The sequence below is a fragment of the Paenibacillus sp. FSL H8-0168 genome (genome assembly GCF_038592955.1).
Lineage (GTDB): Bacteria > Bacillota > Bacilli > Paenibacillales > Paenibacillaceae > Paenibacillus > Paenibacillus polymyxa_B.
Window position 1 is genome coordinate 4366615 of the sequence record NZ_CP151948.1, and the last position, 21236, is coordinate 4387850.

The following is a 21236-nucleotide window of genomic DNA, read 5'->3' on the forward strand; positions in this document are numbered from 1 at the left end:
ACTCTATTGAAGCAACGACGACACATCATTATCTGGCAGTTCATGATTGGATTTGTAAGGATACCCGGCTTGATAAGAAATGAACTGCATTTGTACATGGGTCACCTGTGGAAAACGGGCTAACAGTAAATTTTTTGCTCGATCGGCGATTTCCTGCGCTTCCTGTACCGTAATCCGCGGGTTCACACTTATCGTTACATCCACTGTTATGAAATGGCCTGTTTCCTGGGCATGTAAGTGCTCAACCGTTACAATACCATACACCCGTTGAATCGTCTCCATAAAGCGTCGGGAGTCTTCCTCCTGCAAGGGCTGTGCAGGAACCTGGTAAGCGGTATTCATTACCATCAAATATCCTTTGCGCAGCACCAGACAGGCTACCAGCAAAGCTGCGGTTGGATCAAGATATAATAATGCAGGCCATTCCATTGCTTCGCCAGTCATTGCACCGATCATGCCGATCAATGCAATCAACGATGCATACAGCGAGTAACGTTCATGGTTAGCGTACCGATCTGCTTCCGCTTTATGACCATGTTTAATCGAGTAGCGATATTGAAACTGAAATAACGCCTCTCTCAACACCAACGCAATAAATACGGTAATTAATGCATACAGACCGGGAGCCTGCGGTTCCGAACTGCTTAATGAACGAACCGCCGAAATAGCTAGCTGAAGACCACTCATCAGCACTAAAATAGCCAGCACCACAGATATGACCGTCCGAACTTTTTCACCGTTCCGCAACCGTGCCAGCATTCCGTGCCCTGTAGCACCCTTGGAAAACAGAAGCTCCTGCAAACGGGAAGCACTATCCGCAGCCGTGTGCAGTGCATCCCCCAACAACGCCTTGCTGTTTGCCGCATAACCGACGGTTCCCTTTAGAACAGCCAGCGCGAGATTGCCTACAATCCCGCTCAACGCCGCAGTTTCCAATGATCGGCTGCGTTCGCTATTCACAACGTTTCCCCCTCAATCCTGAACTAACCCTTTCCTAATAAAGCTCCATTCTAAAATAACCGAAATTTCTCAAAACAAAAAACCATTCACATTAAGTGTCCACTATTGTGCCCTTACTCAAGGTAAATCTCAAAACCTTAGAAAACCGCGCCCAAGCAGACGCGGCTTTCTCTTTAATTTATACTACTGGTATTTGCGTAACTTAAGACTTTGCAGTTTTGACCGCGCCCCCGCCAGCTGTCGGGGATTTTTGTTTTCCTTTCAATGCCACCCACAGCGGGCTGGCAATGAAAATGGAGGAATAAGCACCAAACAACAAACCAATGACCATTGCAAGTGAGAACATACGGATCGATTCGCCGCCAAATATGAACAAACATACGGAGGCAATAAACACCGTAAACACGGTTGCAAGTGAACGAGTCATTGTCTGCGCAATACTGTGATCAACTACCTGCTCTAAGTCGTCTCTGGACTTCTTCTTCGCAAATCGTAGATTTTCCCGAATACGGTCAAAAATAACGACGGTATCATTAATGGAGAAACCAACAATCGTTAGAATTGCCGTAATAAAGGTCAAATCCACCTCAAGCCGGAAAATCGAGAAAATACTGATAACGAGGAAGGCATCATGCAACAACGAAACGATGGCTGCAATGGCAAACCGCCATTCAAACCGGATCGAAATATAGACCGCGATGGCTACACATGCTAGCAAAATCGCCCATATTGCATTCCGCTCCAGTTCTTGTGCCATTTCCGTATCTACTGTATTGACCTCAAAGGAAGCCTTTGGATCAAGCTCTTTATTAAAGGAAGTCTTAAAGTCATTCACTTGCTGATCCGTCAAAACTTGTGAGAAGCGAATGCCGAAACGCTCTTTCCCCGGTGTATAATCCACCTCTTTACCGATCTTCTGCTTGTCCAGCAAAGTTTGAATCTGTTCCTGCGTAACGACTTTAGTCAAATTGACATCCACATTGGAACCGGAACGAAAGTCTACCCCGTAATTCAAGCCGAATATCGACAAGCTCAGAATACCAAGCAGTGTGATAATAATCGAGAACGTGTAAAACCACTTGCTCATCTTGATATATTTATAGTCCCAATTAAAGCGCACTAATATCACTCTCCTTCACACCAAAATACTTGGGCTTCTTCACAGCATCCGCTTTAACCAGCAGATTGAGCAAGAAGCGGGAGAAGAAGATATTCGTCAAGATACTGGTGACAATATCAACGATAAGCACCAGAGCGAAACCTCTAACGGAGCCTGTTCCGAGACCAAACATAACCGCTGCCGCTATAATTGTCGTAATATTGGCATCCATAACGGTACGGAACGAAGCCTTACTACCTGCGATAACGGAAGAACGAATCGTTTTGCCCGTCTTGATTTCTTCTTTAATCCGTTCATACGTAATAATATTGGCATCGACTGCCATCCCGATCCCGAGCACGAAGGCGGCGATACCTGGGAGCGTGAGCACGAATCCACCCAAGTAGAAGATCGCAAGCACCAGCCAAGTATGAACGATGAGACAAAAACTGGCCACTAATCCTGGTATACGGAACATCGCAATCATAAATACCAGAATAATGATTGAGCCGATCAACCCAGCACGAATCGTCTGATCCAGTGACAATTGACCCAGCGTAGCACCTACACTCTGAGAATATTTTTCCGTCAGTTTGAGCGGAAGGGCACCCAGATTAATCGTATCCGCCAGTTTATTCGCTTCATCACGAGTGTAGCTACCTGTGATTGACGCGCTACCGTCCGTTAATTCCCCACGTACTGTAGGTGCAGACAGCAATTCCTGATCCAGGAAAATAGCTAATTCTTTATTCAGAAGTCGCTTTGTGATTTCTGCAAATTTAGCTTTGTCCTTCACTTTGATACTAATCTCAGGTTGATTCAGCTGGTCATAGCCTACAACAGCGCCATTCTCCACAAAATCATTACCGCGGAGCTCAATTTTGCTGTATTGGCCTGGCTTTTTAGCATCTGCTGCCGTTGCACTGCGGAACGTTAATTCTGCAGGCTTTTTCAGCATGGAGCGGACTTCTGCCTCATTAGTGACACCAGCAAGCCGCACGCGAATTCGGTTGCTTCCCTCTGTTGTTACTTCCGGCTCAGTCGTACCGAGCGCATTAATCCGTCTCTCCAGACTTTGAGCTGTTTGTATAAGAGACTGTCTGGTTACACTCTGCCCGGCTTCCAAAGGCTGGGCTTCATATAAAATCTCAAAGCCTCCCTTTAAATCGAGGCCTAATTTTAAACTGTTCAGTAGGCCCGGGCTTGTCCCGATCATAACACCAGTAGTTATGAGCACGACCACGATGAAACTTAGAATTCTCTTCATTCCGTCCCATGTTCCCCTTTCATTCTCAATATTCCTATTATAGCTACCCCTCAAAAAGCAGTCAATTTGAACGCAAAAAAAGACCCCCTTCTATTCGAAAGTGGAGCCCCGTAATGCGGACATAGTCAAATAGTTCATAAAGCTCGTCGCTTTAAGGGAAAGTATATCGTTAACGAGCTTGTGCAGCGGAGGGATACCCTCCTTTTCATATTTATGGCTGACGCAATTCCACACGTCCTTACTTGTGACATGCTCATAGCCTACGAGAATCAACTCGTCCGCCTTACTTTGACAGAGCATCTCAATTGCGTCATCCCAATCCTGCTCATCCAGCTCTTCCATACCCACGATGGCCGTTCCTCCTCCCAGCGACTACCGGTTCCGCAGATCAGCAATTAGCGGGGTTATTGACTGCTTTGTAGAACATTTCTGTCCTGATCCTGGAAAACCCTTCTTTTCGTTGAAAATAGCCTTAAATCAACAATATATGCATTCATTTCGCTCGTCAATAGCAGAATTCACCACTCTCCCTCTTGTTGTCTAAATCACTTTGTTTCTGAACGGAAAAGCTTGTCATGAAGATGGACAGGTCCAGCATATCTTCTAAAGTAATGTATAGACGCAGAATTACATTTTGGGGAAGAGGGAGTTGCGATTGAAAAAGCAGACATTCATCCATGGAGCAATTATTTTATTGGCAGCGGGAATTATCAACCGGATACTAGGTTTTATTCCCCGAATCGCACTCCCGCGTATCATCGGCCCCGAAGGAGTTGGCTTGTACCAACAGGGGTATCCCTTTTTTATCGTTCTGGTGACGCTTATTACAGGGGGAATCCCTCTTGCGGTAGCCAAGCTAGTAGCCGAAGCCGAAACGGCGGGACAGCCCGAAATGTCGCGGCGTATTTTGCACACCAGCCTGCGCTTCACCATTACACTCAGTCTGATCGCCATGGTGCTCTGTCTTGTGTTCGCGCCTTGGATCACAAGCCATCTCCTGACCGACAGCCGCGTGTATTATACATTCGTGAGCATGAGCCCAATGATAGTCATTGTAGCTGTTTCCTCGGCTTATAGGGGCTATTTTCAGGGAAAGCAAAATATGATTCCTTCTGCCACCTCCTCCATTGCGGAGACCGTTATGCGCATTTTTTGTGTCATTTGGTTTGCTTACTTGTTACTTCCTCATGGGGTAGCCTACGCTGCTGCAGGTGCCATGCTCGGTGCTCTGGCGGGCGAATTCATTGGCATGATTGTGCTGCTATGGCAATACGTGTGTAACCATCGAAAAGATCGCATCCTTCAGCCGAAGTCGCCTATCCCCTCCTCTGAGGTTCAACCCGAGCAATCATCCGTTTTGTCACGTCTTATGTCTATATCCGTTCCCGTTACTGCTGGAAGGCTTGTTGGTTCCTTATCCTATTTGCTCGAATCTATCTTGTGCATGCGTAGCCTCGCCGTAGCAGGCATTGCAACTGGCGTGGCAACCGCACAATATGGAGCCATGCAGGGCATGGTCATTCCTGTATTATTACTACCTGGAGTTCTTACCAGTTCGCTAGCAGTTTCACTCGTTCCTTCGTTATCCGAAGCAGCAGCCAAGGGGCATATCACAGCCATTCACAAACGTTTACATCAATCGCTTCGGCTCGCTTTGGTTGCAGGAGCCCCATTTGCCGTTATCATGTATGTATTGGCAGAACCTCTGTGTCTGCTACTCTACAATAATGGCGATATTGCAGGCATGCTTAAGCTCATGGCACCTTTTGCAATTTTTATGTACATTCAGGCCCCGCTTCAGGCAGCACTTCAGGCGTTAGACCGTCCTGGAAGTGCCTTATTAAATACCTTTATCGGAGCCGTTTTCAAAATTGTACTGATTGTCTGGCTTGCTTCCCAACCTCAGTATGGTATCTATGGAGCTGTCATCGCCATTTGTATTAACAGTGCCATTGTTACTCTTCTTCACGGCTTCAGTGTCAGCAGACTGCTTCGCTTCCGCGTACGTTTGCTCGATTTCTGGAAGACTGGAATAGGCATGATCATCATGGCAGCAGCAGTATTATATACCTACAGACATCTAACGATGTTCAACCAAATGTGGCTTCAGTTTATTTTTGCTGCAGGCTTGGGAATTATACTGTACCTTTTCCTGATGACCTTGATCAAAATGATTGATTGGGACAACCTTACACGCATTCCAATCCTGAGAAGATGGTTTAAAGCATAAAAATCTAATCCAAAGATTTTCCATAGGCCGGTGGTGTAATGTACACATCACCTCTATGGTTAACCGAGCATAAAAAAACATCCTTAAAATCTTTGTGTCCCTTCGCTTGAATCTGATTTTTAAGCCAAAAACGGTTCATATCCATCCGTTCCAAATTTCGATCCAGCACCTTGCCATCCATGATTAATGGAATAGGCAGTCCCTCATATCTAAACTTTCCACCGATTTGTGGAGAAGGATGGACTTTATTCACCTGTTGCTCTTTGTTTGTCAAATCTGTTCCGTTTAATTCTTGCTTCATTTTTTCGTGTTCCACTCCATCGTTATCATCCTTACCTATAACCGTTAGCTTACCTGTCGTTTCCAAAATAACATATTCAACTTCGTCCAGACTTTCTATATTTTGTTCGCGAAGTTGTAACAGTAAGTCATCTAAATTGTAACGTTGTTTTACCATTTCATCCTTGTTTAATTGTCCATTAGAGTACAATACACTGGGCCTACCATCAAATAGTAAGCGCAGTCGCCGACTTTTCAGACTGAAAAATGAAATCCCGATTTGCAAAATTAACAGCACTCCTAAAGGAATCAACCCTTCATAAAGTGGACGTTTTATATCCTCCAGGCTAAATACAGCAATTTCTGCAATCATAATGGATATGACGAGATCGAAAACAGACAATTTGCCGATCTCCCTTTTACCCATCAAGCGCATCACCAGATATACAATAAAATACATGAGCAGCGTCCGAAAAATATGAGCAAAAATATCGTGACTCAATATGTTCGCCTCCTCTCCTGTACTTGCAATAAGACATTAGTCGTTCATTGTACACGTATTCTGACCGTTCCTCACTTGGCTCATACAAAAAACAAAAGGCTAAATTATTGAAATAAAGAGAAAGACTGCTTGCGACTTGGTACTAAGCCGGGAGGCTTGGCCATAGAATGATAATAGTTCAAACCTTGGTACAGGAGGAATTATCAATGGAGCTCATTCGCCGCTGGTGTTCGTTTCGTCTGGCCCATCCCATTTTATCCGGTTTATTTTATGCTTTTGCATGGATGCTGCTTGGCGCATTGATTCTTTCATTACTCTTGTGGCTGACACAGATGCAGGAACAGGACTTATCATTGTATACGTACATCGTCCATGCATTCGCCATGCTATCTGGCGGCTTCGTCGCCGGTAAAAGATCCACAAACAAAGGCTGGTATCAAGGCGGTATGACAGGCATCCTGTATGGACTAATCGTTCTTCTGGTCGGTTTTCTGGCATTGGATGCGGGCATGAACGGCAAGGACCTGTTACACTTAGGTTTCGCGTTTGTCATAGGCGCAGGTGGTGGGATGTTTGGCATTAATCTCAACAAGTAATCACAATGTTTGTATCCATGTAATAAAACAACACAAAAAAACCGAGCCTCCTCAAAGGCTCGGTTTTTGCATAACGGTCACCAGCATTTTACGATTTGGAAACAACTTCCTCAGATGCCGTGTCTTTTGCAATCGCGTTGCTGATTGCACTGCGGTCAAAGGTCAGCTTCGTGACATCATTCACACGCAAAACTACTACATCATCCGTAATCTCCATAATTGTACCGTGAAGACCTCCGATTGTAATTACTTTATCTCCCTTTTTCAAAGCTTGAAGCATCGTTTGACGCTGCTTTTGTTTTTTCTGATTCGGGCGAATCAGCAAGAAATAGAAGATTACAAACATCAGAGCCAGTGGCCAGATCATTTGGAAAAGTCCGCCAGTTCCACCGGGTGCAGCAGCGGCTGTAGCAAAATGAAACATGTTAAATCCCCCTTTCGTATACTCTCCCTAAAACTTAAAAGCCTTTATCATTATCATGAAGACCGTACTGCTCAAAAAATTCATCTCGGAAATCAAGCAGCCTGTCATCCATAATCGCTTGTCTGACATTACGCATCAATTGTATTAAGAAATGCAAGTTATGATACGTTGTCAGTCGGAGCCCGAAGGTTTCATCCGCTTTAATCAAATGTCGCAAGTAAGCACGTGAATAATTGCGACAAGTATAACAATCACAAGCGGGATCAAGCGGGCCAAAATCACTTGCATATTGGGCATTGCGAACGACAAGACGACCTTGGCTGGTCATCGTTGTCCCGTTGCGAGCAATTCGGGTTGGAAGTACACAATCGAACATATCCACACCACGGATGGAGCCTTCAATCAAAGCATCAGGCGAACCCACGCCCATCAAATAACGTGGCTTGTTGGTGGGAAGCAGAGGAACCGTATAATCGAGCACTTCATACATCAAATGTTTCGGTTCACCTACGCTCAGTCCACCAATAGCATACCCCGGGAAATCCATGGAAGTCAAATCCGCAGCGCTTTGCTTGCGCAGATCTTCATGCATGCCTCCCTGAACAATGGCAAACAGACCTTGATCATGAGGACGCGCGTGTGCCTCTAGACAACGCTCAGCCCAACGACTGGTGCGTTCCAGTGACTTTTTCACATACTCATATTCAGCCGGAAACGGCGGGCATTCATCGAAGGCCATCATAATATCTGAGCCAAGCGAGTTTTGAATTTCCATCGCCACTTCTGGTGAAAGAAACTTCTTATCTCCATTTAAATGAGAGCGAAAATGAACACCCTCCTCTGAAATTTTACGCATTTCACTTAAAGAAAACACCTGGAATCCGCCGCTGTCTGTTAAAATAGGGCGATCCCAATTCATAAACTTGTGCAGCCCACCCGCTTCACGAATAATATCGTGGCCGGGACGAAGAAACAAATGGTACGTGTTACTCAAAATAATTTGAGCATCCATCGCTTTCAGTTCCTCAGGACTCATCGTTTTAACAGTCGCTTGAGTTCCCACCGGCATAAAGGTTGGTGTCTCAATAACTCCGTGAGGTGTGTGTACACGCCCGAGACGAGCTCCCGATTGCTTGCAGGTTTTAATATGTTCGTATCTTATTGCTGGTGCCATATTTTCTCTACCATCCTTAATTAATAAATGAACATTGCGTCCCCGAAGCTGAAGAACCGATATTGTCGGTCAATCGCCTCCTGGTAAGCATGCATAATATTCTCCCTGCCCGCCAGTGCGCTGACCAGCATAACCAAGGTGGATTTAGGCAAATGGAAATTCGTAATCATCGCATCCACCACACGGAATTCGTAGCCTGGATAAATAAAAATCTGTGTCCAGCCACTGCTGGCCTGCAGCACTCCATCTGCGAATGTATTGCCCACCGTCTCCAGCGTTCGACAACTGGTTGTTCCCACTGCCACGATTCTCCCACCGCGCGCCTTGGTTGCATTAAGTACATCTGCCGTTTCCTGTGATAATGAATAATACTCTTCGTGCATGACATGCTCTTCAATCGTATCCACAGACATCGGTCTGAACGTCCCTAAGCCAACATGAAGTGTGATAAAGGCAACGGTAACGCCCTTCTTTTTAATCTGGTCCAGCAATTCTTCTGTAAAATGCAGCCCTGCCGTTGGAGCCGCAGCCGAACCTTCATGTCGAGCATAAACGGTCTGATAACGCTCGCGGTCATCCAGTTGTTCCTTGATATACGGCGGAAGCGGCATCTGCCCCAGACGGTCCAAGATCTCCTGAAAAATACCGTCATATGAAAATGAAAGCACCCTTCCGCCCATATCTCCTTCTTCCTCAATTACTGCTTTCAGCTCATCACCGAAAACAATAACAGCACCCTTTTTTAGCTTTTTACCGGGTTTCACCAATGCTTCCCATCGGTCCCCTTGCAGTTGCTTAAGCAACAAAACCTCAGCCTTAGCTCCCGTGTCTTCCTTGATGCCAAACAAGCGTGCAGGAATCACTCTCGTATCGTTTAATACCAGCGTATCCCCTGGGTGGAGATACTGCACAATATCCGAAAACGTATGATGACCCACTTCACCGTTATTTTTGTTTAACGTCAGTAATCTGGAAGCGCTCCGATCAAGCAAAGGTGTCTGTGCAATTAATGTTTCAGGCAGTTCAAAATCGTAGTCGTTTACATTCATATATTGGTCAGTCCTTAACTATATCCACATTTTTGTAATAGTGTTGCAAAATTTTCTTGTAATCATACCCCTGCTCGGCCAAACCGTTGGCACCCCATTGGGATAAGCCCAAACCATGACCATTCCCTTTACCTGTAAAAATAAAGCTTTGTGTTTTGTCAATGACTCGTGCATGACGATCTTCATTCATGACGATCACCCCGTTACCATTTGAAGTACTGCTGCCAGATGCGGACAGGATTTGAGTGCCTTGTGTACCACTTACATGAGAAGTAGCCCCATCAGCGCCTAATACAGTATAACTTCCGGTACTCGCAATATCAAACAGTGTGCTCGGGAGTCCGCCCATTGCTGAGCGAAACATATCCGGATATTTCACTTTCAAAGGGGATCCGTTCGCTTCAACCTCCAACACTCGCCCTGATGGACCACGTTTGGTGACATCGAGGTGATTAATAGAGGAAGGCACTGTGCCCGTTACTTTCCCTTGCAGGGATCTAGCAAGCTGAGCTGACGTAAAGGGCCCCCGCACCCATGCATAGTCTCCGGACTGAGGCACCTTTTCTAATACAATTATCTCTTCGCCCGGCTGCGCCTTAGCTATTGGTGTAACCGTCGATTGAATTTGGGGAATAGGACGCACATTTGTATTTTCCGCAGTGACGGTGATTTTGTCTAACCCCGCTTCTGTGACACCCTCCAGTTCCTTAGCATTATCCTCACGAATATACCCTGTCTTGCCACTGGAGAGAAGTACATGATACCACTCCTGTGCTCCTTTTTGCGCCGAAGTATCTCCCGAGCTGTCTACGCTGGCAAAGGCTTCGCCACCACTGTTCCACACCTCGGAAGCATCTGCTGTCACACCGCCCGCATTAGATGAAAATACAGCTTCGATCACTTTGCCGCCACTTTTAATGACTTCACCAGCTGTTGCATCTACAGCCTCATTGACATTTGCATGTTCCGAGCTCTTACCGTTGTAAGCCTGGCTTAACGTGCCATCTACTACATTGCCGATCTGAAACCGATTGCCTTGGGCAAGCGCGTAGCTGCGAGCCGCTACCGCTTGAGCCTTGAGCGCTTCATCTGGCCATGAGGAATAGACCTCTGCTCCTACCACGGAATACAAATACTGCTCCAAAGGAACTTCATTCACAAGCGCCAGCTGGCCTGACGTCATGCCAATCTCCATCTCGCCGCGATATGTACGCTGTGATCTTTCCATCACTTGTATTCCATCATTACCGCCGTTGACAATTACCTTGCTATTATCAGAACCACTTAGCATGTAATGAGACATCACCTGCGAGCCAGTCGTGACTCCTGCTTCCTGTCTTATAATGAGGCCGGTTTGAGTAGTATTAACTTTAGACAACGTGAGTCTCGGCTGCTTGCTCTCCAGCTCTGTTTTCAAAGCCGACAGCTTGCTGTCATTACTTTCTTCTCCAACCCATACAGCATACTGGCCTCTTGATTGAATTACAGTAAAAGCATCAAAGCCTGCCGCAGCAATTGTCGTTCGAACGAGATTAGCTTCCTGCTCGCTTCCGTAGCTACCTGTGGACCAATGCTTGTTTCCCTTAACCTCGGCCTGCGCTCCGGTTGCGGAGGAAATCCGCTGTACAGCAGCCTGCGCAGACTGTTCACTAGCATATATTCCCGCGTACACTTGATAGACAGAGCTACCGTTTTTTGAACCGATAAAAACCGTAGGTTTATCATTAGTCTTTTGCAGGGCTTGAGCCGCTTTTATCGCCGCTGCTTCATTTCCTTCAAGTACCTTCACCCGATAGCTGTCTACACTAAAACGAGCCGTACTGTCTGGCAGTCCCATCCAAGTTTGAAAACTGCCCCCACTGTTCTGTCCAACACTCAGACCTCCTGATGATTTCAAGGTTACAGCGGGGACTGTCGCTTTATATTTGCTACCTAGATCCGCAAAAATCACTACACGAATATCCTCTTGGGCGGCAGCAGCGTGAACGCCCGAAGACCAAGGTATGCACACTGTGGCTAATACCATAATCGCTGCTGCTCGTTTGGCCCGGCCCATCCATGCACCGAAATTACTTTTTCGGTTAAATGCTTCTCCACTCATTTCTGGCTCCCCCAATCTAGCTGTCTAGCACTTATATTGCGTAATTTATCGGGATCTCGACCCTTGTCTATCCCTTTAAATACATCGGCGGAATAAACCAAAATATGAACCCGCTCGAATCTTACTTACACTCTCACTTCCCTCAATCATCCGTCAGCCGATATCGTATTCACCATACTTGCGTGTAATCATGCAATGATTTTTTGAAAAGTGCATCATGTTTCCTAATCACCGTGGATCCGTTGGCATTGGGATTCCAAGGTGGCCATATGCCGCCGGAGTCACTGTTCGTCCCCGAGGTGTTCTTTGTAAAAGGCCAATTTGTAACAAATAGGGCTCGTACACATCCTCAATTGTCTGGCTCTCCTCACCAATGGTTGCAGCAATGGTGTCCAATCCTACAGGCCCGCCCCGGAATGAATGAATCATGGCCTTAAGCATTTTATGATCAATTTCATCCAGTCCGAGTGGATCTATTTGAAGTCTCTTTAGCGCCTCTGCAGCCAACTCAGAATGAATAATACCGTCTCCGGCAACCTGGGCAAAATCACGCACCCTTTTTAACAGTCGGTTAGCAATACGCGGGGTCCCCCGTGAACGCAATGCGATTTCCTCCGCCGCATCCCCAACAATCTCAATCTCCATAATATCCGCATTCCTGGACACGATGTAAGCCAGCTCGTCTGTCGTATAAAACTCTAATCGACTAATAACACCAAACCGGTCACGCAATGGCGCAGAGAGCAGCCCAGCGCGCGTAGTGGCCCCTATAAGGGTAAAGGGTGGCAAATCCAGACGGACCGAACGTGCACTCGGGCCTTTACCAATCATAATGTCCAGCGCAAAATCCTCCATCGCCGGATACATGACTTCTTCCACCGTACGATGAAGGCGATGAATCTCATCAATGAACAAAACATCACCCTCTTGAAGATTGGTCAGCAATGCTGCCAAATCTCCCGGCCTTTCAATTGCAGGACCTGAAGTCGTACGCAGATTAACCCCCAGCTCATTAGCGATAATATTAGCAAGAGTTGTTTTACCCAACCCAGGCGGTCCGTACAACAGTACATGGTCCAACGCTTCTTTACGCATTTTGGCCGCTTCAATATATACTTTCAGATTTTCCTTAACCTGATTTTGCCCGATATATTCATTTAGATAACGGGGGCGAAGGCTCAGCTCCGCCGTCTGGTCTTCCATCATCAAATTGGCGGAAATAATCCGGTCATCCATATTCCATCGCTCCTCTTTTCACCAGACATTTGTTAACGGACATCATCGTCCTATCCGGCAAACAACAGTTGCAAAGCCCGCTTCATCAAAATATCGGCAGATTCATCAGGTTTCGCATCTTTTTTCATTCTGCTCCATACCTTATCCAACTCAGCATCAGTGTAACCCAGCGCCTTGAGCGCCTCACGGGCCTCGCCCCAATATGAACCTTCGCCTTCTTCTACAACAGGCTCAGCAAACAATCCGGTTGCCATCCCCAACGAGCCAATACCGTCCAGCTTGTCTTTCAAATCCAGAATCATACGTTGTGCCGTCTTTTTACCGATCCCCGGTAACTTGGTGAGAAATGTGATATTCTCCTGATAAATCGCCGTTACCACATGAGCAGGCGTACCGCCTCCTAAAATACCAAGCGCAACACGCGGTCCAATACCAGATACATCAATCAGTTTCCGGAAAAGCTGCTGCTCCTCACGGGTCGCAAAACCGAACAGTAAAATAGCATCTTCCCTTACATGATGATGAATGTAAATAACCACTGGACCTTCAGTTTTGGCGAACGCGTAAGGATTCGGACAAAATACCCGGTACCCTACACCCTGCACATCTAAAACGACATATTCATTTTCCAAATGGGCCACAGAACCACGCAAGAAATCTATCATTTTCGCAATACCTCATTTAATTTTGAATTTAGTCCATAGGAGTGCGCATGACAAATAGCCACCGCCAAAGCATCCGCTACATCGTCCGGTTTGGGCACAACTTGAAGCTTTAGGAACATTCTAACCATTTCTTGTACCTGCTTCTTCTCAGCCTTACCATACCCTACAATAGCCTGCTTTACCTGCATCGGCGTGTATTCACCTATAGGCAAATTACGTTGTTTTGCAGCTAATACCAGCACCCCACGTGCCTGACTTACAGACATAGCGGTTGTAACGTTGCGATTAAAAAAGAGCTTTTCCAGTGCTACCGCATCAGGCTTATATTTATCTATTAATTGCAACATGCCTTCGTACACATGAAGCAGCCTTTCTTCTTCCGGTGTATGAGCCTCCGTCTGGATACAGCCATACTGCACAGGAACTACTTTACTGCCAATCTTGTCTACAAACCCGAAGCCCACAATGGCAATACCCGGATCAATTCCTAAAAAACGCAAAAAAATCTCTCCCCTATCGCTCAAACATGGCGTACCCAACCAAAAGCCAGCGTTATCCTGAATATAATTATGGTCAAATACCATATAAAGCGAACATATGTGTCGTTCTTTTCATTATAACAAAACTTTGTATCTAATAGAGGAAAAAATTTAAACGTGAGTAAAAACATAAAAAGAGACGCTTCAAGCCTCACCACATGGGCAATGCCTAACGTCTCGTAGTTGTAATCAATAGTGCTGCTTTAATACCCTTTGTGTTCGCTCCAGGGCAAAGTCACTAAAAGTGGAGATTACACTGTTATACTCATTTATATCCTGTACACGTATTCCCTGCTGAAGTTGTTTATATACCCCTTCTGGTAAGGCCGTCTCCATGGAACCCACATCCAATTGAAAAAAAGTGCGGATAACTTTTTCCTTTTTAGGTAGCCCTTCATACAATGTAAGCTGCCCGTCAGTGCTTAACCCCATGTATCCATGCTCTTTGCATGACTCTGACAAGTCTTCCACCCTGCGCTCCAGCCACACCTCTCCTTTGGTATTAAGTCGTCCCTTCCAATCGGGATGTTGCTTCAGTAAGGTCTCTAGCTGCTGTGAACTTAGCGTTCCCAAGGAAAGTGTTTCCGTACCACACACGTAGGTGGTTAACAGACGGGTCTTCCTGCTTATACCGGAAGCACGAATACTTTGCAATAGTTGCATCTGTGAGGAGTGATCTTCAGTTGGACTCAGATGTGGAGCCTCCTCCATGCTCTCCTCTGCCATGACGGTAGTAGCGAGTGGCTGTGACAACATAGCCTGCAAATAATTCGAAAACAGAATACCCAACCCTGCCAGCAAACAAGCCGCACCAAAAATGCTACAAGCCCACACTGTTCTTCTCCACTGTTTCCAGCGCCGTTTCATCTGTTTTTTCCAACTTAATCGCTTCACAGTAATCCCTTCCGTCCCACTTTTTGTGTTAGTGTGACCTGAGGATTACTGATTTATACAAAAAGATATGAATATAAAAAAAAGCCGCTGCTTCCAACGACTTTCCTTTTGAATCGGGATGACACGATTTGAACATGCGACCCCCTGGTCCCAAACCAGGTGCTCTACCAAGCTGAGCTACATCCCGAAATAGATGCCGGTGAGAGGACTCGAACCTCCACGGTTTCCCTCACGATTTTGAGTCGCGCGCGTCTGCCAATTCCGCCACACCGGCTTATGAAGTTAATGGCGCGCCCTGAGAGATTCGAACTCCCGGCCTTTTGATTCGTAGTCAAACGCTCTATCCAGCTGAGCTAAGGGCGCAAATATGGAGCGGACGACGGGAATCGAACCCGCGACCCTCGCCTTGGCAAGGCGATGCTCTACCGCTGAGCCACGTCCGCAATATCATTATATCCATGACATATAAGTTCATGAATGGTGAGCCATGAAGGACTCGAACCTTCGACACCCTGATTAAAAGTCAGGTGCTCTACCAACTGAGCTAATGGCTCCCAACAGGGTAATATAACTTTGTAAAAATGGCGGAACTGACGGGATTCGAACCCGCGATCTCCTGCGTGACAGGCAGGCATGTTAGGCCTCTACACCACAGTTCCATAGCAGTTTACATTCAAAAGTTAATTGGTTGCGGGGGCAGGATTTGAACCTGCGACCTTCGGGTTATGAGCCCGACGAGCTACCGAACTGCTCCACCCCGCGATAATATTAGGTACTGCTTTTTAAATAAATGGTGGAGGCTGAGGGGCTCGAACCCCCGACCCTCTGCTTGTAAGGCAGATGCTCTCCCAGCTGAGCTAAGCCTCCATACTACTTATGACCCGTAGGGGATTCGAACCCCTGTTACCTCCGTGAAAGGGAGGTGTCTTAACCCCTTGACCAACGGGCCATACAATAAAATAATTATGGCGGAGAGAGAGGGATTCGAACCCTCGAGACGCTTTTGGCGCCTACACGATTTCCAATCGTGCTCCTTCGGCCAACTCGGACACCTCTCCATATGGCTCCCCGAACAGGACTCGAACCTGTGACAACTCGATTAACAGTCGAGTGCTCTACCAACTGAGCTATCAGGGAATATTAATCATAAAGCTCTGCTTGGCGACGTCCTACTCTCCCAGGACCCTGCGGTCCAAGTACCATCGGCGCTGGAGGGCTTAACGGTCGTGTTCGGGATGGGTACGTGTGGAACCCCTCCGCTATCGCCACCAAACATGAATTTACATCGTAAATTCTACCGTACGGTTATTCAGTTCATCACTTATCGTGTGAATGAATAGCCATGCGCTTGTTGTATGTATTTCTACATACCTTCAAGGTTACACCCTGAAAACTGGATCCGAAACTCATTTGCGTTTTATTCTTAGGATAAGCCCTCGACCGATTAGTATTGGTCAGCTCCATGCATTACTGCACTTCCACCCCCAACCTATCTACCTCGTCGTCTTCAAGGGGTCTTACATACTGGGAAATCTCATCTTGAGGGGGGCTTCACGCTTAGATGCTTTCAGCGCTTATCCCTTCCGTACATAGCTACCCAGCGGTGCTCCTGGCGGAACAACTGGTACACCAGCGGTACGTCCATCCCGGTCCTCTCGTACTAAGGACAGCTCCTCTCAAATTTCCTACGCCCACGACAGATAGGGACCGAACTGTCTCACGACGTTCTGAACCCAGCTCGCGTACCGCTTTAATGGGCGAACAGCCCAACCCTTGGGACCTACTTCAGCCCCAGGATGCGATGAGCCGACATCGAGGTGCCAAACCTCCCCGTCGATGTGGACTCTTGGGGGAGATAAGCCTGTTATCCCCAGGGTAGCTTTTATCCGTTGAGCGATGGCCCTTCCATGCGGTACCACCGGATCACTAAGCCCGACTTTCGTCCCTGCTCGACTTGTAGGTCTCGCAGTCAAGCTCCCTTCTGCCTTTGCACTCTTCGAATGATTTCCAACCATTCTGAGGGAACCTTGGGGCGCCTCCGTTACTCTTTAGGAGGCGACCGCCCCAGTCAAACTGCCCACCTGACACTGTCCTCGCACCGGATCACGGTACCAAGTTAGAACCTAGATACGATCAGGGTGGTATCCCAAGGATGCCTCCTCTCAAGCTGGCGCTCAAGATTCTACGGCTCCCACCTATCCTGTACAGATCGTACCCAAATTCAATATCAAGCTGCAGTAAAGCTCCATGGGGTCTTTCCGTCTTGTCGCGGGTAACCTGCATCTTCACAGGTATTAAAATTTCACCGGATCTCTCGTTGAGACAGCGCCCAAGTCGTTACGCCATTCGTGCGGGTCAGAATTTACCTGACAAGGAATTTCGCTACCTTAGGACCGTTATAGTTACGGCCGCCGTTTACTGGGGCTTCGGTTCATAGCTTCGCCCGAAGGCTTACCACTCCCCTTAACCTTCCAGCACCGGGCAGGCGTCAGCCCGTATACTTCGCCTTGCGGCTTCGCACAGACCTGTGTTTTTGCTAAACAGTCGCTTGGGCCTTTTCACTGCGGCCCCCTCGGGCTATTCACCCTACCGAGGCACCCCTTCTCCCGAAGTTACGGGGTCATTTTGCCGAGTTCCTTAACGAGAGTTCTTCCGCGCGCCTTAGAATTCTCTTCTCGCCTACCTGTGTCGGTTTGCGGTACGGGCACCTTCTCCTGGCTAGAGGCTTTTCTTGGCAGTCTGAGATCATGACCTTCGCTACTACAATTTTCGCTCCCCATCACAGCCCAGCCTTAACGATGTGCGGATTTGCCTACACATCAGCCTCACTGCTTAGACGGACATCCATCAGTCCGCGTCACTACCCTACTGCGTCACCCCATTGCTCATAACGGATTACGGTGGTACAGGAATTTCGACCTGTTGTCCTTCGACTACGCCTATCGGCCTCGCCTTAGGTCCCGACTTACCCTGAGCGGACGAACCTTCCTCAGGAACCCTTAGGCTTTCGGCGGATCTGATTCTCACAGATCTTTTCGTTACTCATACCGGCATTCTCACTTGAATGCAGTCCAGCGCTCCTTACGGTACACCTTCAACCCGCATTCAACGCTCCCCTACCCCTGATGCAAGCATCAAGCCATAGCTTCGGTGGTGTGTTTAGCCCCGTTACATTTTCGGCGCAGAGTCACTCGACCAGTGAGCTATTACGCACTCTTTCAATGGTGGCTGCTTCTAAGCCAACATCCTGGTTGTCTGTGCAACTCCACATCCTTTCCCACTTAACACACACTTGGGGACCTTAGCTGATGGTCTGGGCTGTTTCCCTTTCGACAATGGATCTTAGCACTCACTGTCTGACTCCCGGAACTAAATCTATGGCATTCGGAGTTTGACTGAGCTTGGTAACCCTTGCGGGCCCCGCACCCAATCAGTGCTCTACCTCCACGATTCTTTTTTCCGAGGCTAGCCCTAAAGCTATTTCGGGGAGAACCAGCTATCTCCGGGTTCGATTGGAATTTCTCCGCTACCCCCACCTCATCCCCGCATTTTTCAACATGCGTGGGTTCGGGCCTCCAGTGCGTGTTACCGCACCTTCACCCTGGACAGGGGTAGATCACCCGGTTTCGGGTCTACGTCCACGTACTCATTCGCCCTATTCAGACTCGCTTTCGCTGCGGCTTCAGCTCTTCACCTTAACCTTGCACGGGAACGTAACTCGCCGGTTCATTCTACAAAAGGCACGCCATCACCCATAGATCGGGCTCTGACTTCTTGTAAGCACACGGTTTCAGGATCTATTTCACTCCCCTTCCGGGGTGCTTTTCACCTTTCCCTCACGGTACTGCTTCACTATCGGTCGCCAGGGAGTATTTAGCCTTGGCAGATGGTCCTGCCGGATTCATACGGGGTTTCACGTGCCCCGCACTACTCGGGATCCGTCTCGGAGGGAACAAGTTTTGAACTACAGGGCTTTTACCTTCTCTGGCGGGCCTTTCCAGACCTCTTCATCTAACCGGTTCCTTTGTAACTCCATGTGAGACGTCCCACAACCCCAAGGAGCAAGCTCCTTGGTTTGGGCTAATCCGCGTTCGCTCGCCGCTACTGACGGAATCACTATTGTTTTCTCTTCCTCAGGGTACTTAGATGTTTCAGTTCCCCTGGTCTGCCTCTATTCTGCCTATGTATTCAGCAGAAAGTGACTGTCGATGAAGACAGCCGGGTTTCCCCATTCGGACATCCCCGGATCAAAGCTTGCTTACAGCTCCCCGAGGCCTTATCGTTGTTCGCCACGTCCTTCGTCGGCTCCTGGCGCCTAGGCATCCTCCGTGTGCTCTTTGTAGCTTAACCTAGTATTTACATGGTAAATACGATTCGCTTTGAATTTCGGTTCAACACGAATGTGTGAATGAAATTCAAGGCAGCTACCTTTATTTCACTTGTTTACACAAGATCAGCTTAAAGGAATATTCTAAAACGCAATTTCGTTTCGGTATCCAGTTTTCAAGGTGCAAAGCTGTAAACAATCAGCTTTTTTTGAGAGTTTGAGCTCTCAAAACTGAGCAACGAGTGAGTAGTTTTTGAAGCTTACGCTTCATATTTGAATGTTTCCGTTGCAGGAAACGATTCTCCATAGAAAGGAGGTGATCCAGCCGCACCTTCCGATACGGCTACCTTGTTACGACTTCACCCCAATCATCTACCCCACCTTCGGCGGCTGGCTCCCTTGCGGGTTACCCCACCGACTTCGGGTGTTGTAAACTCTCGTGGTGTGACGGGCGGTGTGTACAAGACCCGGGAACGTATTCACCGCGGCATGCTGATCCGCGATTACTAGCAATTCCGACTTCATGTAGGCGAGTTGCAGCCTACAATCCGAACTGAGACCGGCTTTTCTAGGATTGGCTCCACCTCGCGATTTCGCTTCCCGTTGTACCGGCCATTGTAGTACGTGTGTAGCCCAGGTCATAAGGGGCATGATGATTTGACGTCATCCCCACCTTCCTCCGGTTTGTCACCGGCAGTCTGCTTAGAGTGCCCAGCTTGACCTGCTGGCAACTAAGCATAAGGGTTGCGCTCGTTGCGGGACTTAACCCAACATCTCACGACACGAGCTGACGACAACCATGCACCACCTGTCTCCTCTGTCCCGAAGGAAAGGTCTATCTCTAGACCGGTCAGAGGGATGTCAAGACCTGGTAAGGTTCTTCGCGTTGCTTCGAATTAAACCACATACTCCACTGCTTGTGCGGGTCCCCGTCAATTCCTTTGAGTTTCAGTCTTGCGACCGTACTCCCCAGGCGGAATGCTTAATGTGTTAACTTCGGCACCAAGGGTATCGAAACCCCTAACACCTAGCATTCATCGTTTACGGCGTGGACTACCAGGGTATCTAATCCTGTTTGCTCCCCACGCTTTCGCGCCTCAGCGTCAGTTACAGCCCAGAGAGTCGCCTTCGCCACTGGTGTTCCTCCACATCTCTACGCATTTCACCGCTACACGTGGAATTCCACTCTCCTCTTCTGCACTCAAGCTCCCCAGTTTCCAGTGCGACCCGAAGTTGAGCCTCGGGATTAAACACCAGACTTAAAGAGCCGCCTGCGCGCGCTTTACGCCCAATAATTCCGGACAACGCTTGCCCCCTACGTATTACCGCGGCTGCTGGCACGTAGTTAGCCGGGGCTTTCTTCTCAGGTACCGTCACTCTTGTAGCAGTTACTCTACAAGACGTTCTTCCCTGGCAACAGAGCTTTACGATCCGAAAACCTTCATCACTCACGCGGCGTTGCTCCGTCAGGCTTTCGCCCATTGCGGAAGATTCCCTACTGCTGCCTCCCGTAGGAGTCTGGGCCGTGTCTCAGTCCCAGTGTGGCCGATCACCCTCTCAGGTCGGCTACGCATCGTCGCCTTGGTAGGCCTTTACCCCACCAACTAGCTAATGCGCCGCAGGCCCATCCACAAGTGACAGATTGCTCCGTCTTTCCTCCTTCTCCCATGCAGGAAAAGGATGTATCGGGTATTAGCTACCGTTTCCGGTAGTTATCCCTGTCTTGTGGGCAGGTTGCCTACGTGTTACTCACCCGTCCGCCGCTAGGTTATGTAGAAGCAAGCTTCTACATAACCCCGCTCGACTTGCATGTATTAGGCACGCCGCCAGCGTTCGTCCTGAGCCAGGATCAAACTCTCCATTAAAGACCAACCGAAGCTGGTTTATAGAAAGA

Annotated in this window: 15 protein-coding genes, 11 tRNA genes and 3 rRNA genes; 2 read left to right on the plus strand and 27 right to left on the minus strand. The window is 47.9% G+C overall.

All coding sequences use genetic code 11. From position 1 onward, the window contains the following. Positions 1-3: 3 nt before the first annotated feature. The 4 genes from MHI21_RS19200 to MHI21_RS19215 all read right to left on the minus strand — a co-directional run bounded on the left by MHI21_RS19200 (position 4) and on the right by MHI21_RS19215 (position 3674). The gene (locus MHI21_RS19200) at positions 4-960 is read right to left on the minus strand and encodes a cation diffusion facilitator family transporter (RefSeq protein ID WP_023989928.1); all 957 of its coding nucleotides are present in this window, start codon (positions 958-960) and stop codon (positions 4-6) included. Between the two features lie 202 nt (positions 961-1162). Continuing rightward, positions 1163-2080, minus strand: a complete 918-nt coding sequence (gene secF, locus MHI21_RS19205; protein ID WP_023989929.1) for a protein translocase subunit SecF — start codon at positions 2078-2080, stop codon at positions 1163-1165. After that, the gene (secD, locus tag MHI21_RS19210) at positions 2070-3326 is read right to left on the minus strand and encodes a protein translocase subunit SecD (protein WP_023989930.1); all 1257 of its coding nucleotides are present in this window, start codon (positions 3324-3326) and stop codon (positions 2070-2072) included. The genes secF and secD overlap by 11 nt, the downstream gene beginning before the upstream one ends. Positions 3327-3416: 90 nt before the next feature. Beyond that, the gene (locus tag MHI21_RS19215) at positions 3417-3674 is read right to left on the minus strand and encodes a post-transcriptional regulator (protein WP_013311570.1); all 258 of its coding nucleotides are present in this window, start codon (positions 3672-3674) and stop codon (positions 3417-3419) included. A 307-nt stretch (positions 3675-3981) separates the two neighbouring features. Between MHI21_RS19215 and spoVB the strand changes: the two genes are divergently transcribed. Further along, on the plus strand, positions 3982-5556 hold the full coding sequence (gene spoVB, locus MHI21_RS19220) for a stage V sporulation protein B (protein WP_341163307.1): 1575 nt from the start codon (positions 3982-3984) through the stop codon (positions 5554-5556). Between the two features lie 4 nt (positions 5557-5560). Here the strand turns inward: spoVB and MHI21_RS19225 are convergent, their stop codons facing one another. After that, complete coding sequence (locus MHI21_RS19225) at positions 5561-6337, minus strand: DUF421 domain-containing protein (RefSeq protein WP_341163306.1); 777 nt, start codon at positions 6335-6337, stop codon at positions 5561-5563. Between the two features lie 206 nt (positions 6338-6543). Here MHI21_RS19225 and MHI21_RS19230 point away from each other — a divergent pair, with 206 nt between their 5' ends. After that, positions 6544-6933, plus strand: coding sequence for a TIGR04086 family membrane protein (locus MHI21_RS19230; RefSeq protein ID WP_341163305.1), 390 nt, complete (start codon positions 6544-6546; stop codon positions 6931-6933). Positions 6934-7021: 88 nt separating this feature from the next. On the opposite strand, the gene yajC is transcribed toward MHI21_RS19230, so the two are convergent. The 22 genes from yajC to MHI21_RS19340 all read right to left on the minus strand — a co-directional run bounded on the left by yajC (position 7022) and on the right by MHI21_RS19340 (position 21207). Further along, a complete protein-coding gene (yajC, locus tag MHI21_RS19235) occupies positions 7022-7357 on the minus strand; it encodes a preprotein translocase subunit YajC (protein ID WP_061829379.1) in 336 nt (111 codons plus the stop codon). A gap of 34 nt (positions 7358-7391) precedes the next feature. Then, complete coding sequence (gene tgt / locus MHI21_RS19240; protein ID WP_039275028.1) at positions 7392-8531, minus strand: tRNA guanosine(34) transglycosylase Tgt; 1140 nt, start codon at positions 8529-8531, stop codon at positions 7392-7394. A 20-nt stretch (positions 8532-8551) separates the two neighbouring features. Then, positions 8552-9580, minus strand: a complete 1029-nt coding sequence (gene queA / locus MHI21_RS19245; protein ID WP_341163304.1) for a tRNA preQ1(34) S-adenosylmethionine ribosyltransferase-isomerase QueA — start codon at positions 9578-9580, stop codon at positions 8552-8554. A gap of 7 nt (positions 9581-9587) precedes the next feature. Next, complete coding sequence (locus MHI21_RS19250; protein ID WP_341163303.1) at positions 9588-11681, minus strand: SpoIID/LytB domain-containing protein; 2094 nt, start codon at positions 11679-11681, stop codon at positions 9588-9590. 228 nt (positions 11682-11909) lie between these two features. Further along, positions 11910-12917 carry a Holliday junction branch migration DNA helicase RuvB gene (gene ruvB / locus MHI21_RS19255; RefSeq protein WP_023989937.1) on the minus strand — a complete coding sequence of 336 codons (1008 nt, stop codon included), beginning with the start codon at positions 12915-12917 and terminating at the stop codon, positions 11910-11912. Positions 12918-12967: 50 nt separating this feature from the next. Continuing rightward, positions 12968-13582 (minus strand): Holliday junction branch migration protein RuvA, encoded by a 615-nt coding sequence (ruvA, locus tag MHI21_RS19260; RefSeq protein WP_061829382.1) that lies wholly within the window; start codon positions 13580-13582, stop codon positions 12968-12970. Further along, positions 13579-14082: a crossover junction endodeoxyribonuclease RuvC gene (ruvC, locus tag MHI21_RS19265; RefSeq protein WP_013311580.1), complete on the minus strand. Its 504-nt coding sequence runs from the start codon at positions 14080-14082 to the stop codon at positions 13579-13581. The genes ruvA and ruvC overlap by 4 nt, the downstream gene beginning before the upstream one ends. 228 nt (positions 14083-14310) lie before the next feature. After that, on the minus strand, positions 14311-15015 hold the full coding sequence (locus tag MHI21_RS19270; protein WP_165178740.1) for a BofC C-terminal domain-containing protein: 705 nt from the start codon (positions 15013-15015) through the stop codon (positions 14311-14313). Between the two features lie 113 nt (positions 15016-15128). Next, a tRNA-Pro gene (locus MHI21_RS19275) sits at positions 15129-15202 on the minus strand. 7 nt (positions 15203-15209) lie between these two features. Then, a tRNA-Leu gene (locus MHI21_RS19280) sits at positions 15210-15289 on the minus strand. Between the two features lie 12 nt (positions 15290-15301). After that, positions 15302-15378 (minus strand) — tRNA-Arg (locus MHI21_RS19285). Between the two features lie 5 nt (positions 15379-15383). Beyond that, positions 15384-15458 (minus strand) — tRNA-Gly (locus tag MHI21_RS19290). A gap of 35 nt (positions 15459-15493) precedes the next feature. Next, positions 15494-15569: transfer RNA gene (locus MHI21_RS19295), tRNA-Lys, on the minus strand. A 28-nt stretch (positions 15570-15597) separates the two neighbouring features. After that, a tRNA-Asp gene (locus MHI21_RS19300) sits at positions 15598-15674 on the minus strand. Between the two features lie 26 nt (positions 15675-15700). Next, a tRNA-Met gene (locus MHI21_RS19305) sits at positions 15701-15777 on the minus strand. Positions 15778-15806: 29 nt separating this feature from the next. Then, a tRNA-Val gene (locus tag MHI21_RS19310) sits at positions 15807-15882 on the minus strand. Between the two features lie 10 nt (positions 15883-15892). Further along, positions 15893-15964 (minus strand) — tRNA-Glu (locus MHI21_RS19315). Between the two features lie 17 nt (positions 15965-15981). After that, positions 15982-16073 (minus strand) — tRNA-Ser (locus MHI21_RS19320). A 3-nt stretch (positions 16074-16076) separates the two neighbouring features. Beyond that, a tRNA-Asn gene (locus MHI21_RS19325) sits at positions 16077-16152 on the minus strand. A gap of 19 nt (positions 16153-16171) precedes the next feature. Next, positions 16172-16288, minus strand: a 5S ribosomal RNA gene (gene rrf / locus MHI21_RS19330). Between the two features lie 151 nt (positions 16289-16439). Then, positions 16440-19365 (minus strand): 23S ribosomal RNA (locus tag MHI21_RS19335). 286 nt (positions 19366-19651) lie between these two features. Beyond that, a 16S ribosomal RNA gene (locus tag MHI21_RS19340) occupies positions 19652-21207 on the minus strand. Together the 16S, 23S and 5S rRNA genes with 11 tRNA genes alongside form the textbook arrangement of a ribosomal RNA operon. Positions 21208-21236: the final 29 nt, after the last annotated feature.

What these genes read in the sequence shown, in the direction of transcription:
- secD (WP_023989930.1), bottom strand. Translation starts at nt 3,326, where the DNA reads ATGAAGAGAATTCTAAGTTTCATCGTGGTCGTGCTCATAACTACTGGT.
- MHI21_RS19230 (WP_341163305.1), top strand. Translation starts at nt 6,544, where the DNA reads ATGGAGCTCATTCGCCGCTGGTGTTCGTTTCGTCTGGCCCATCCCATT.
- yajC (WP_061829379.1), bottom strand. Translation starts at nt 7,357, where the DNA reads ATGTTTCATTTTGCTACAGCCGCTGCTGCACCCGGTGGAACTGGCGGA.
- tgt (WP_039275028.1), bottom strand. Translation starts at nt 8,531, where the DNA reads ATGGCACCAGCAATAAGATACGAACATATTAAAACCTGCAAGCAATCG.
- queA (WP_341163304.1), bottom strand. Translation starts at nt 9,580, where the DNA reads ATGAATGTAAACGACTACGATTTTGAACTGCCTGAAACATTAATTGCA.
- MHI21_RS19250 (WP_341163303.1), bottom strand. Translation starts at nt 11,681, where the DNA reads ATGAGTGGAGAAGCATTTAACCGAAAAAGTAATTTCGGTGCATGGATG.
- ruvB (WP_023989937.1), bottom strand. Translation starts at nt 12,917, where the DNA reads ATGGATGACCGGATTATTTCCGCCAATTTGATGATGGAAGACCAGACG.
- ruvA (WP_061829382.1), bottom strand. Translation starts at nt 13,582, where the DNA reads ATGATAGATTTCTTGCGTGGTTCTGTGGCCCATTTGGAAAATGAATAT.